We start from the raw sequence: 12,792 nt of genomic DNA, 5'->3' as shown, positions 1-12,792 counted from the left end.
ATCTCGACCGGCTCTGGTGCCATCCAACAAGGAGTGGTTTATGAAACGATTTATTGCCCTATCCGGCTTGCTCGCTCTGTTGGCGGTCGCACCGACATCCGCAGTTGGCCAACGCGGCGTCTACGAGGAAGTTCCTTACAGCAACAATCCCGACAGATTCTGCAGAATCGGTTATCCGCTACATAACTGGGTGTCGGTGGCGCCGAAGTTGGGCGTTTGGGCGCCTGTCGTCGCCAAGCTCCCGGTCAATAAACGGTACATCTCAACGTTCAAACGAGTGTGCATGGCTGGAGGGATTCCCATGCCGATTGGTCCTAGCGCAGGTAACAAGAAGTCCAGGGATCCGGCGGCCACGTTCTGATCGCTAGTAGTGGTTACCGGTGCGTCCTGATTGAACTCGGCCAGCCACCGTGGTCTAGGTGTATGTGGGATTACCGTTGGTGGCTGATAGGCACCGCCACCGCTGAGCCTTCGACGCCGCGCTGGCAGAGCGGCCGGCAGTACCGGTCCAGCCGGAGAAGGCGTGGCGGTGTGGGCGGGCTGGTTCGCCGGCTGCTACTGCCTCATCATGACGCCCCCTCCGCAGCCAGCTTCGCCCATGGATTCCCTCGCGCTGATGCGCAGCTTTCGCCGCATCGTCGAATCGGGCAGCTTCGCCAAGGCCGCCGAGGAGTTGCGCATGTCGGCGGCCGGCCTGAGCAAGCAGATGCGCCAGCTCGAAGCGCGGCTGGGTACGGTCTTGCTCCAGCGCACCACCCGCAGCATGAGCCTGACCGACAGCGGCCGCTGGTACTACGCCGAATGCTGCCGGCTGATCGATGAGATCGACGCGCTCGAATCGCGGCTGCGCGACCAGTCCGAGCGGGTCGACGGGCTGTTGCGAGTCAGTGCGCCGCTGTCGTTCGGCCTGACCGTGCTGTCGCCGTTGCTGAGCCGGTTTCTGTTGGCCCATCCGCAACTGCGTCTGGATCTGTCGCTCGACGACCGGGTGATCGACGTGGTCGCCGAGGGGTTCGACGTCGCCATCCGCTTGCGCGCCGAGCTGGAGGATTCCAGCCTGATCGCGCGAAGGCTCGGCAGCCTGGGCCAGTTGCTGTGCGCCTCGCCGGAGTATCTGCGCCGTCGCGGCGAGCCGACCACGCCGCAGGAGTTGTGCGGGCACGATCTGCTCGGCTACAGCCTGGCCGATACGCCGCGGCAATGGACCTTGCGCGGCAAGGACGGCGACAGCGCGTTCGTGCTGCCGGTGCCGCGGGCCACGGTCAACAACAGCCTGCTGTTGCGCGACATGCTGATCCAGGGCCTGGGCGTGGGCAGCCTGCCGGCGTTCCTGGCGCTGCCGCGCATCGCCAGCGGCGAACTGCGCGAGCTGCTGCCCGATCACCGCCAATCGCCGCGCCACATCCACGCGGTGTACGCGACCGGCCGGCATCTGCCGGCCAAGGTGCGGGCGTTCGTAGATTTCCTCGCCGAGGCCTTGCCGCCGGCCCTGGTCGGCGATTGCTGACGCCGGGCGAATAGTCCCTGCACCGCGACCCGCTGTTTCCCCGGCGGCGCGACTCGCATGCTTGTCTGCATCGATGCCGCATCGGCAGCGCACACCCGACGCCGGTTCTGCCGCGCGTCCGCAATGGAGATACGCATGAACATCCGCAAGACTTTCGCCGCCGTCGCGGTGGCCTCGGCCTTGGCCGCCGCATTGCCCGCGGTCTCGGCCGAGGTCGGCCGCAGCCAGTGGGGCGCGAGCGACGAAATCGGCCGCCTGAACCTGATCACCGAGCAATCGCGCGCCGCGGTGCTGAGCCGGGTCAGCGGCGGCCGGGTTTACGACCTGGCCACCGAATACTTCGTCGGCATGCCGAGCTGGCAGGCCGCGGGCGATCCGCACTATCAGTTCTGGATGACCCACACCCCGCGCGGCACCCAGGTCGACGACCCGATGGGCGTCGGCGCGGCGATGAACGCCCACACCAGCTACACCGGCACCGCGTTCTCGATGTACAGCCACACCGGCACCCATATCGATGCGCTGAATCATTTCGGTATCGGCGGCAAGATCTGGAACGGATACGAGGCCGACAAGCACCTGGGCGACCGCGGCTGGAACAAGACCGGGATCGAGAAGTTCCCGCCGCTGATCGCGCGCGGGGTGATGCTCGACGTCGCCGCGCTGAAGGGCGTGGACATGCTGCCCGACGAATACCGCATCAGCCGCCAGGACCTGCAGGACAGCCTGAAACGGCAGAACCTGAAACTGCAGCGCGGCGACATCGTGCTGATCCGCACCGGCCGGATGAAGTTGTTCGAACAGGCCGAGGCTTACATCGCCAAGCCGCCGGGCCTGGGCATCGACGCGGCGCGGTTTCTGGTCGAAGACAGCGGCGCGATGATCCTCGGCGCCGACAACCTGAGCCTGGAGACGTTTCCTTCCGAAGTCCAGGGCGAGTACGTGCCGTTGCACACGTATCTGCTGGCCCAGCACGGGGTGCCGATCATCGAGCTGATCGCGTTGGATGAGCTGTCCCGCGACAAGGTCTACGAGTTCGCCTTCATCGGCGGTCCGCTGAAGATCCGCGGCGGCGATGCCGCGCCGCTGCGGCCGGTGGCTCTGCCGCTGCGCTGATCCTCGCGCAAGCCAACCAAGCCGTAACGCGCAGGCCGGGCGATGTCCCGGCCTGCGCGCGTTCGCGCGCCGCGAAGTTAAGCAACGCCGCGCGCGTCGCGTTTCGCACTGCATCGCCAGTCCCCAGCGCACCGCACATCCGCGCAGTGATCGCGGTCGCGATACCGCACACGCGTCCGGCCGGGATCGCGCATCGACAGGTGCGCGACAGGCCCGCGCCTTAAAACAGGCCTCACGGGCGATGCCCGTCGCGAACGCAGCGATCGTCGATTCATCGATGACCGCCGCGTTCGACGCCACCGGATCAATGCACATCAATCCGCCAACCTGGGGTAGTGGAATGAACAGCAGTACCGATAACACGAACAACGGTTTCAGCCGCAACCGCGTCGCGGCGGCAGGCGTGTCCGTGCTGGCCTGCGCGCTGGCGATGAGCAGCGCTTTCGCCGGCCAGACGCTGGCGGCGGCCGACAAGGGCGGCGCGGCCAAGATCGCCGTGCGCAGCGCCGCGACCCAAGCCGCGATCGACATCCGCGTCCGCGACATCGTCACCGGCCAGTACCTGCAGGCCGAGTTGAGCGTGGCGCCGGTGGGACGCTCGGACGAACGCCAGAAGCTGTCGCTGGCCTCGCAAGGCGGCCGCGTCGCCGGTCTGGCCAAGGGCCAGTATCAGGTGTCGGTCAGCGTTCCGGGGTACGAATCGCTGATTACCCGGGTCGATTCCGACGGCGCCATCGGCCTGCCGACCACGGTGTGGCTGTCGCCGCGCACCGAGTCGGAGAAGCTCGATCTGCTCGCGCTCAAGGCCGCCGAATGCAGCGACTGCACGGTGTTCAGCGGCAACGTCTACGACCAGCGCAGCGGCAAGCCGTTGGCGGGGATTTCGGTGCGCACCGCGCAGGGCGAACGCGCGGTCACCGACGGCGCCGGTTACTTCGAAGTGCGCGGCAAGTTCGTCGCCAGCACCTTGAAGGACGACGCGCCGGCGCCGACCACCAGCATCGAAATCGAAGGCAAGGGCTATCGCGCGCACCGCCTGTCCGGGGTGTCGATGAGCAACGACAGCGCCCACTTCATCGTCGATCTGCAAGCCGGCAGCGGCCGCGTCGAAGAAAACCTGACCCACGTGCAAACGCTGGCCAAAGAGCGCCCGCTGCTGGACCGCGAAGCGGCGATGGAACAGTTGGATGCCGCCAACGCAGGGCAGGCGATGAAGGCCGGCCGCACGGCGATGGCCGCGAACGTGTCGGCCGCCGCGGTCGCGGTGCCGTCGAGCATCCGCGTCGGCACCAGTTGCTCGGGCCGTTCCTGCTCGGGCGTGTCGGTGTACAGCCTGGAAGACTATGTCGGCAAGGGGTTGGACAATGAGTGGATTTCGAGCTGGCACGCCAATTCGCTGGCCGCCGGCGCGATCGCCTACCGCACTTACGGCGCCTACTTCGTCGCCCATCCGATCAGCAGCCGCTACGACATCTGCAACACCACCTCGTGCCAGGTGTTCAAGACCGATTCGTTCTCCGCCACCGTCGCCGCGGCCAAGGCCACCAAGGGCGTGATCCTCAGCCGCGACGGCCGCACCGCCGCCTTCAGCGAGTACTCCTCGGAAAACAACGCCTGGGACAACACCAGCGACAACCTGTCGTGCAGCAACAACGACCTGAGCTGCGGCAACGGCAAGAACGGCTCGCCGCGCAACAACTGGCCCTGCCTCAGCGATTCGGTCGGCAAGGGCAAGGCCTGCTTCGGCCACGGCCGCGGCATGAGCCAGTGGGGCACCCAGCGCTGGGCCGCCAATGAAGGCCGCGACTGGAAGTGGATCACCGATCACTACTTCAACGGCAACAACAACCCCGGCGGCATGCGCAACGCTTATCGCTCCGATTCCAGCGGCACGCCCAACCCGGGCAGCATCACCGGCACGGTCAACACCAACGGCACTCCGCTCAACGTGCGCTCCGGTCCGGGCACCAGCTACTCGGTGGTCGACACCCTGGCCGACAACACCAGCGTGACTATCCAATGCCAGACCACCGGCAGCTCGGTCAGCGGCACCTACGGCACCAGCAAGATCTGGAACCGCATCGGCAGCGGGCGCTTCATCCCCGACGCCTACACCTTGACCGGTTCCGATACCGCGGTCGCACCGGCTTGCTGAGCGCGCACACACGCACCTGAGTCGTACCGCCAACGCTCCACAGCGCATGCGACGGCCGGCGCGACCGGCCGCCGCCTGCGTCAACTCCCGATCAACCTTCATCACAAGGACACCCGTGAACCGACACCTCACCACCTTGCTCGCCGCCGCGCTGGCCGCGGCGCTCGCGCCGGCCGCGATGGCCGGCAAGCCCGCCAATGCCGTCGACGTGCTCGCCGATCCGGCGCTCACCCAGAGCCTGAAATCCGCGCAGAACGCTCTGCGGGTCGAACGCGCTCACTACCCGAGCTATTTCCGTCAGGCGTATGCGCGTTATCCGTCCATCCCGGCCGGCACCCTGGAATCGATGGCCTACGTGGCCAGCCGTTGGCAGCACCTGCGTCCGGCCGCGTCCGATGCCGCCGGCAACCGCGAGATGCCGCGCGCCTACGGCGTGATGGGCCTCTACCACGGCGAAGGTTTCGCCGATCAAGTCGGCGAAGCCGCGCGTCTGCTCGGCGTGCCCGAGTCGCGGATCTTGAACGACGCGTCCAGCAATATTCTGGCCGCGGCGGCGTTGCTCGATCGCGAGATCGGCCGCGCGGGCGGCAAGGCCGGCGACGCCGAAGCCTTGCGTCCGGCGCTGCAGCGCTACGCCGGTTATGCGCAAACCCAGGCCAAGAGCGCGGTGCAGGACTACGCCCGTCTGAGCTTCGCCTTCGACGTGCTGCTGACGCTGGACCGCGGCGTGAACGAAAGCGGGATCGCCGTGCCCGAGCGCGCGGTCGCGTGGGAACGCGCGTTCGACGCGCCCGATCTGGTCCGCCTGCGTGCGCCGCTGCTGCGCTTGAACGCCGATGAAGATCGCATCGAAACCGATCATTACTTCGTCGATCCCGAAACCCAGACGCTGCAAAGCAAAGACGCCTCGAAGGCGGCGGCCGCCGCGGCCGCGGTGGATTACGCACCGGCGCGCTGGGTCGCTTCGCCGTACCACTCCGATCGCACCTCCTACGATTCGGCGACCATCCACACCGTGCAAGGCTCCTACGCCGGCAGCATTTCGTGGTTCCAGAACAACCCCGATCACGTCAGCATCCATTATCTGGTCCGCAGCAGCGACGGCCAGATCACCCAGATGGTGCGCGAGAACCGCGCGGCGCATCACGTGCTCTCGCACAACAAGACCACGCTCGGCATCGAACACGAGGGCTACGTCGACAACGCCTCGTGGTACACCACCGCGATGTACAACGCCTCGGCCGGCATCGTCCGCCACTTCTGCGCCAAGTACTCGGCGATCAAGTGCAACACCGCCTTCCAGGGCCCGGCGACGCGCACGGTCAAGGTGTTGCCGGCCAGCGTCAAGGTCAAAGGCCATCAGCACTACAGCGGCAACGACCACACCGACCCGGGCATCAACTGGGATTGGTCGCGTTACTACAAGCTGCTCAATCCGGGCGGCGGCAACGGCGGCGTGACCGGCACGGTCGCCACCAGCGGCACGCCGTTGAACGTGCGTTCCGGCCCGGGCACCAACCATAACGTGGTCGGAACGCTCGCCGACGGCGCCAGCGTCACCATCCAATGCCAGACCAACGGCACGTCGGTGACCGGAACCTACGGCACCAGCACCTTGTGGAACCGCATCGGCACCGGCCGTTTCATCCCCGACGTCTACACCTTCACCGGGTCCGACGGGCGGGTGGCTCCGGACTGCTGATCGGAACGATTCAAGCGGCTCACACCGGTCGAGGTGGGCGGGCGCGGCGACGAGCGGTTGGCGTCGTCGCGCCCGCTTTTTGTTTTCGATCGCAGAACCCGAAACCCGCGACTTTCCCGCCAAAAACGGACAGCCCGGCGCCGCGGAGCGCGCGCGCGGCTGCTCTACCATGCCATCACCCGATCTAAAGCGAGTCCCCCATCCGATGGATCGTTTCTTCAATCGCCCGGCCGACGTGGTCACCCAGATACTCAACAGCACCGCCGCCAGCGCCGCGGTGGACATGGCCGATCCGCGCTCGGGGCTGCGCATCCTGGTGCGCACCGAACTCGACCGCAGCCGCGTCGCCGTGCTGTCCGGCGGCGGCGCCGGGCACGAACCCGCGCATGCCGGCTTCGTCGGTCGCGGCATGCTCAGCGCAGCGATCTCCGGCGAAATTTTCGCCTCGCCCAGCGTCGCCGCGGTGCTCGCCGGCATCCGCCACTGCACCGGCAGCGGCGGCGCGTTGCTGATCGTCAAGAACTACACCGGCGACCGCCTCAACTTCGGCCTGGCCGCCGAACAAGCGCGGCGCGAAGGCCTGCAAGTGCGCATGTGCATCGTCGCCGACGACATCGCCCTGGGCGACAGCGCGCGTCCGCGCGGCATCGCCGGAACCGTGCTGGTGCACAAGTACGCCGGTTACCTGGCCGGGCAGGGCGTCGGCCTGGACGAACTGGCCGACCGCTGCCAAGTGTTCGCCGAACGCGTGTCCTCGCTCGGCTTGTCGCTGTCCAGCTGCACGCTGCCCGGCCACGTTCCCGAACCGCGCGGCGCCGAGCTCGGCCTGGGCATCCACAACGAACCCGGCGCGCGCCGGATCGAACCCATCAACGCCGCCGACGCCGTGCAACAAGTGCTCACCCCGCTGCTCGAACGCGGCATGCAGCGCTACGGCAGCAGCCAACGCTGGATCGTGATGCTCAACGACCTGGGTGGCTGCTCGACGCAAGAGTTGGCAGTGTTGACCGACGAAGTGCTGTGCCGGATCGGCCGCGAACGCATCGCACTGATGGTGCGTCCCGCAGCGCTGATGACCTCGCTGGACATGCACGGCTTCTCGCTGACCCTGGTGCCGGCCGAATCGGGTTACGTGCGCGCATTGTCGATGCCGGTCGAACCGCTGGCCTGGCCCGGCGTGTACGTACCGCGCGCGCCCGGCATCCTGGCGATGAACGCCAGCGCCGTCGACCGCCCGGTCGGCGCGCAAGACGCCGCCAATGCCGCGGCGATCGAACGCCTGATGCACGTGTTGCTCGACTCCGAAAAAACCCTAGACGAACTCGACGCACGCATCGGCGACGGCGACGCCGGCAGCACCTTCGCCGCCGGTGCCCGCGCGGTGCTGGAGAAACTGCAGCGCCAATCGCTGAGCACCGGCGAACCGGCGCGGCTGTGCGACGAACTCGGCGCATTGCTCGCCCACGCGATGGGCGGCTCCAGCGGCGTGCTGCTGTCGATCCTGTTCACCGCCACCGGCACCGCACTCACCGCCGGACGCGATTGGCAGCAAGCCTTGAACGAAGGCATCGTGCGCATGCAGCACTACGGCGGCGCCCGCAGCGGCGACCGAACCATGCTCGATGCGTTGATTCCGGCCGTCGATGTGCTTGGCGAAGGCCTCGCCGCGTCGGCGCGCGCTGCACGGCTCGGGGCCGATCGCACCGCGAGCATGACCCGCGCGGGGGCGGGGCGGGCGTCTTATGTGCCTGAGCATGCGCTCAGTGGAGCGATCGATCCGGGGGCGGAGGCGGTGGCGCGGGCGTTTGCGAGTTTGGCGGCGGCCTGACTCGCAGGCGCGATCGGCGTCATGCCGAAAAAGCATCGGACATAAAAAAACCAACGAGAAAATCCCGTTGGTTTCTTTAAGAGTGGTGGAGCCAGGGAGGATCGAACTCCCGACCTCGTCATTGCGAACGACGCGCTCTCCCAGCTGAGCTATGGCCCCACATCTGGACGCGGCAAGTTTAGCGGGCCGCAATCGCCGGCGCTAGTCCTGCCGCCAAATCTGCGCAAAGCCTCGCGAAATCGCTGTTTTCGGGCGGGCCGCTCAGCGCCCCGGGGCGGCCAGCAACGGCCCCAGGGCCGGTTCCAGCGCTTCGCGGCGCCAGCCGGACAGGGCGTCGGGCCATTCGCCGTGGTCGAGCAGGGCTTCCAGCCAACGGCGCGAGGCGAGTACGCCGTCGGGCAGGCCGAGTGCGGCGCTGCGGCCGGCGACGGCGTCCTGCAGTTGGCGCAGGCGCTGTTTGTCGCGGGTCTCGGCGATGCCGGCGTCGGGGGTCTGGTCTTCGTCGGCCAGCGGCGTGCTCAGCGCGTTCCACAGCGGTTCGGAGAGTTTGCGCGGCGCTTTGGGGTGGGCGTCGAGCTGGCGTTGCAGTGCCTCGCGGTCGGCCGGCGCTTGCCGGGCCAGGGCCACGGCCAGCTCGTTATCCAGGATCCAGCTGCGCGGTTTGTCGCTGTCGCGCGCATACGCGTCGCGCCAGCGCAGCAGGCGCACCAGCCGGCGCTGCGCGGGCAGGTCGAGGAATTGGGCGCTGCGCATGGACAAATGCGGCCAGCGCTCCGGGCCTTCGTTTTCGGCGTTGATCACGGTGCGCGCGGCGTCTTCGTCGAGCCATTGGCGGCGGCCGAGTTGCTCGAGCAGGCCGGTCAGCGCGTCGTGCATCGCGAACAGGTGGCGGACGTCGTCGGCGGCGTATTCCAGTTGCGACGGCGACAGCGGGCGGCGCATCCAGTCCGAGCGGGTTTCGCCCTTGGCCAGGGTCACGCCGGTCAGTTGCTCGACCAGTTTCTGATAACCCAGGCCGCTGCCGATGCCGGCCAGGGCCGCGGCCTGCTGGGTATCGAACAGCGGCTTGGGCACCAGGCCGCAGGCGTGCTTGAACGCGACCAGATCCTCGCTCGGGCTGTGCACCACTTTGAGGATCGCGGTGTCGGCCAGGATCGGCGCGAGCGCGGCGGCGATGCCGGGGCGCAGCGGGTCGACCAGCAGAATCGTCGGCTCATCCTCGCCTGCGCGCTCGATGGCGATCTGCACCAGGGCCAGTTGCGGCCAGTAGGTGCGTTCGCGGATGAACTCGGTGTCCAGCCCGATGCGTGCGGGTTTGACCTCGAAGTGCGCCAGCAGCGCGGCGGGGGTATCGATCCAGGCGGGCATGTTTCGGTGTATTCGGGTTGCGGGCCGATTGAGGGCCGGGCGGGCGACAATAGCTTAAAGGAGCGGGGGATAGGGATTGGGGAATAGGGAACTGGGGCGTTCGGCTGTCGCTACGCGCCTTGGGCTTTTGCCGATTCCCGGCGTTAACGCCCAAAGCGATATGCTGCCCCGTCGCTCACACCATCCGGGAGAGGTCGCCGTTTGCGCGCACTGATGTGGACCAGCATCGTGGCCCTGGGGCTGTTGGCCGGTTGCGGCGACCGCGCCGGCAAAGGCGCTCAGCAGGACGCGGCCGCGCGCAAGCCGATCGTGACCGTCAGCGCCGATCAGGCGGTCTCGCCGGTGCCGCCGTGGCGCGCGCCGGCGGTGGCGGTGAGCGAGGACAACGCGGCGGCCCTGCGCAAGCGCGCCGCCGAGGCGCTCAAGGCCGGCGATCTGTACGCGAACGCCGATTCGGCGATTCCGATCTATCTGGCCCTGCGCGATTTCGCGCCCAACGACCGCGCCGTCGCCTCCGGCCTGGACCGCGCCGTCGCGCTGCTGTTGGCCGAGGGCGACGCGGCGCTCAAGGGCATCGACGCCGATCCGCTGTCGCTGCGCGCCGCGCACGAGGCCGCGGCGGTGGCGCGCGCGGTGGCGCCGGAGCATCGCAAGGTCGAGGCGTATCTGGAGCGGGTGGACCGCGCCGACCAGGCCCAGGAAGCCGACCGCCTGGGCGAAGAAGACCTCAACGCCGGCCGCATCGGCGAGGACGGGCGCGACGGCGCGCTGGCGCGGTTCGCCGAGGCGCTGGAACTGCGGCCGGGCGATGTGCGCGCGCGCCAGGGCATCGCCGCGGCCGAGAGCGCGCTGATCCGACGCGCGGAAGTCGCCGCCGACCGCGACGACTACGCCGGCGCCGAGCGCTGGCTGGCGAAGGCCGCGCTGGTGCGGCCGAAGATGGAGACTGCCGCCGATGCGCAGGGGCGGATCGCGGCGCAGCGTCAGGCGCGGATCGGCGGCCTGCGCGATCAGGGTATCGCCGCCTTGCCCAAGTTCCGCGGCATCGATGAGGCGCGCGGGCATCTGGCGACGTTGTTGCGGATCGCCCCGGCCGGCGACCCGGCCGCGATCGAACTGCGCGAGCGGATCGAACTGGCCACCCATTACGGCCTGTTCCGTCCCGGCCAGGTGTTCACCGACGCGATGAACCTGGGCGGGCGCGGGCCGCAGATGGTGGTGATTCCGCACGGCGCGTTCCGGATGGGCGCCGACGTCGCCGAGGCCGGTTCCAGCGACGCCGAACGGCCGCTGCGCAGCATCCGTTTCGAGCGCGGGCTGGCGGTGTCGCGCTACGAGATCACCGTCGGCGAGTTCGCCCGTTTCATGAGCGCCACCAAGCACCGCGCGCGCGCCAGTCGGCGCGGTTATTCCATCGCCTACGACGAGCGCAGCGGCAATCTGGTGCGGCGCGGCGGGGTCGATTGGCGCTCCGATTACGCCGGCCGCCCGGCCGCCGACAATCTGCCGGTGGTGCACGTCAGCGCCAAGGACGCCTCGGCGTACGCGGAATGGCTGTCGACGATCACCGGCCAGCGCTACCGCCTGCCCAGCGAGGCCGAGTACGAATACGCATCGCGCGCCGGCAGCCAGGGCCGCTATCCCTGGGGCGACGGCGCGCCGCCTGCGAAGGTCGGCAATCTGACCGGCAGCCTGGACCAGTCGCCCAGCGGCCGGCGTTGGCGCAACGCCTTCGAAGGCTACGGCGACGGCGCCTGGGGACCGGCGCCGGTCGGCAGTTACGCGGCCAATGCATTCGGTCTTCACGACATGGGCGGCAATGTCAGCGAGTGGGTGGCCGATTGCTGGCACGACAACTACCGCCGCGCGCCGCGCGATGGCGCGGCCTGGTTCAATCCTGGCTGCCGCACGCGGGTGTTCCGCGGCGGTTCGTGGTCGAGCTCGCCGGCGCAGACGCGCGCGGCGTGGCGGCAGGGCACCAGCGCCGACACCACCAACGGGCGGCTGGGCTTCCGGGTGGTGCGGGATATTTGAGTTCGGCCCGAGGCGGCCCATGATGGGGCGTTGCAGGCTGGGTAGAAGCAGCAGGGCGATCGTGGCGGCATGCGCGCAAGCGCGGGCGGCTACGGCGCGAAACAGGGCGGTCGACGCTCGCGGGCAGGATTTGGGAGTGTGCAGATGAGGATCGATCCCCTCGGCAACCAGGCGCAGGGCGGACGGCGCGGTTTCAGTTTGGGCGGGCTGCGCTGGCTGATCCTGCTCGGGTTCGGCATCTACGCCGCGGTGTCGTGGTTCGGCGGCGCCAAGGTCGATCCCTACACCGGCGAAAAGGCCCATTACGGCGCCAGCGCCGACGAAGAAGTGCAACTGGGCGAACAAGCGTTCGTGCAGGTGCTCAACGACGCCAACGCACAACGCGCGCTGCTGCCGTCGAACTCGCCGCAAAGCCAGGACGTCAGCGAAATCGCCCAGCGCCTGATCAACAAAGTGCCGCAGGTGACCCAGGCGCTGGCGCAGCAGAACAACCAGGCCGCGCCGGAGGACTACAAGAGCTTCAAGTGGAGCGTGGCGGTCATCAACTCGCAGGAGGCCAACGCGTTCTGCCTGCCCGGCGGCAAGATGGCGGTCTACACCGGGCTGTTGCCGGTGACTCAGAACGACGACGCGCTGGCGGTGGTGATGGGGCACGAAATCGCCCACGCCTTGTTGCGCCACGGTTCCCAGCGCATGGCCCAGCAGAAGCTGGTGCAGATGGGGCAGATGGCCGCCGGCGTGGCGGTGGGCGGGATGGACCCGCAGCAACAGCAGATGATCATGGGCGCGCTCGGCGCCGGTGCTCAGTACGGTTTGGTGCTGCCTTACGGCCGCAACCACGAGACCCAGGCCGACAAGGTCGGCTTGATGCTGGCCGCGGCGGCCTGCTACGACCCGCGCCAGGCGGTGCCGCTGTGGGAGCGGATGTCGCAGCTCGGCGGCGGCCAGCGTCCGCCGGAATTCGCTTCGACCCATCCGGACCCGGCCAATCGCATTCAGACCTTGCAGGCGTTGATGCCGACGGCGTTGAAGTTCTATGAGGCCAATTGCTCAAGCCGGCCGTTGCCACGATGACCGTGCGC

Annotated in this window: 9 protein-coding genes and 1 tRNA gene; 8 read left to right on the top strand and 2 right to left on the bottom strand. The window is 68.4% G+C overall.

The features are described 5' to 3' along the window. The first annotated feature begins 40 nt into the window (after positions 1-40). The 6 genes from V7787_RS28040 (at position 41) to V7787_RS28015 (ending at position 8,308) form a co-directional block, all read left to right on the top strand. Entirely contained in the window at positions 41-361 is a 321-nt protein-coding gene (locus tag V7787_RS28040; RefSeq protein WP_336090649.1) for a hypothetical protein, read from the top strand. Between the two features lie 237 nt (positions 362-598). Continuing rightward, a complete protein-coding gene (locus V7787_RS28035) occupies positions 599-1,507 on the top strand; it encodes a LysR family transcriptional regulator (RefSeq protein WP_336090647.1) in 909 nt (302 codons plus the stop codon). Positions 1,508-1,642: 135 nt separating this feature from the next. After that, positions 1,643-2,623 (top strand): cyclase family protein, encoded by a 981-nt coding sequence (locus tag V7787_RS28030; RefSeq protein ID WP_336090645.1) that lies wholly within the window; start codon positions 1,643-1,645, stop codon positions 2,621-2,623. A gap of 340 nt (positions 2,624-2,963) precedes the next feature. Further along, positions 2,964-4,778, top strand: coding sequence for a SpoIID/LytB domain-containing protein (locus V7787_RS28025; RefSeq protein WP_336090644.1), 1,815 nt, complete (start codon positions 2,964-2,966; stop codon positions 4,776-4,778). 115 nt (positions 4,779-4,893) lie between these two features. Next, a complete protein-coding gene (locus V7787_RS28020; protein WP_336090643.1) occupies positions 4,894-6,480 on the top strand; it encodes an N-acetylmuramoyl-L-alanine amidase in 1,587 nt (528 codons plus the stop codon). Between the two features lie 205 nt (positions 6,481-6,685). Continuing rightward, entirely contained in the window at positions 6,686-8,308 is a 1,623-nt protein-coding gene (locus V7787_RS28015) for a dihydroxyacetone kinase subunit DhaK (protein WP_336090640.1), read from the top strand. Positions 8,309-8,391: 83 nt separating this feature from the next. Here V7787_RS28015 and V7787_RS28010 read toward each other — a convergent pair. Both V7787_RS28010 and rnd read right to left on the bottom strand, forming a co-directional pair. After that, positions 8,392-8,467: transfer RNA gene (locus tag V7787_RS28010), tRNA-Ala, on the bottom strand. Positions 8,468-8,569: 102 nt separating this feature from the next. Continuing rightward, positions 8,570-9,676 carry a ribonuclease D gene (rnd, locus tag V7787_RS28005; protein WP_336090639.1) on the bottom strand — a complete coding sequence of 369 codons (1,107 nt, stop codon included), beginning with the start codon at positions 9,674-9,676 and terminating at the stop codon, positions 8,570-8,572. Positions 9,677-9,889: 213 nt separating this feature from the next. On the opposite strand from rnd, the gene V7787_RS28000 reads away from it, so the two are divergent. Both V7787_RS28000 and V7787_RS27995 read left to right on the top strand, forming a co-directional pair. Continuing rightward, a complete protein-coding gene (locus tag V7787_RS28000; protein ID WP_442965336.1) occupies positions 9,890-11,710 on the top strand; it encodes an SUMF1/EgtB/PvdO family nonheme iron enzyme in 1,821 nt (606 codons plus the stop codon). A 144-nt stretch (positions 11,711-11,854) separates the two neighbouring features. Then, the gene (locus tag V7787_RS27995; RefSeq protein WP_336090636.1) at positions 11,855-12,784 is read left to right on the top strand and encodes a M48 family metallopeptidase; all 930 of its coding nucleotides are present in this window, start codon (positions 11,855-11,857) and stop codon (positions 12,782-12,784) included. Positions 12,785-12,792: the final 8 nt, after the last annotated feature.

The sequence above is a fragment of the Pseudomonas sp. CGJS7 genome, from assembly GCF_036961695.1.
Note: the sequence above shows the minus strand (reverse complement) of the source record. Positions and strands in the feature narration are given on the sequence as shown.

Coding starts and splice junctions, on each gene's coding strand:
- V7787_RS28040 (WP_336090649.1), top strand. CDS start 41: ATGAAACGATTTATTGCCCTATCCGGCTTGCTCGCTCTGTTGGCGGTC.
- V7787_RS28035 (WP_336090647.1), top strand. CDS start 599: ATGGATTCCCTCGCGCTGATGCGCAGCTTTCGCCGCATCGTCGAATCG.
- V7787_RS28030 (WP_336090645.1), top strand. CDS start 1,643: ATGAACATCCGCAAGACTTTCGCCGCCGTCGCGGTGGCCTCGGCCTTG.
- V7787_RS28025 (WP_336090644.1), top strand. CDS start 2,964: ATGAACAGCAGTACCGATAACACGAACAACGGTTTCAGCCGCAACCGC.
- V7787_RS28015 (WP_336090640.1), top strand. CDS start 6,686: ATGGATCGTTTCTTCAATCGCCCGGCCGACGTGGTCACCCAGATACTC.
- rnd (WP_336090639.1), bottom strand. CDS start 9,676: ATGCCCGCCTGGATCGATACCCCCGCCGCGCTGCTGGCGCACTTCGAG.
- V7787_RS28000 (WP_442965336.1), top strand. CDS start 9,890: ATGTGGACCAGCATCGTGGCCCTGGGGCTGTTGGCCGGTTGCGGCGAC.
- V7787_RS27995 (WP_336090636.1), top strand. CDS start 11,855: ATGAGGATCGATCCCCTCGGCAACCAGGCGCAGGGCGGACGGCGCGGT.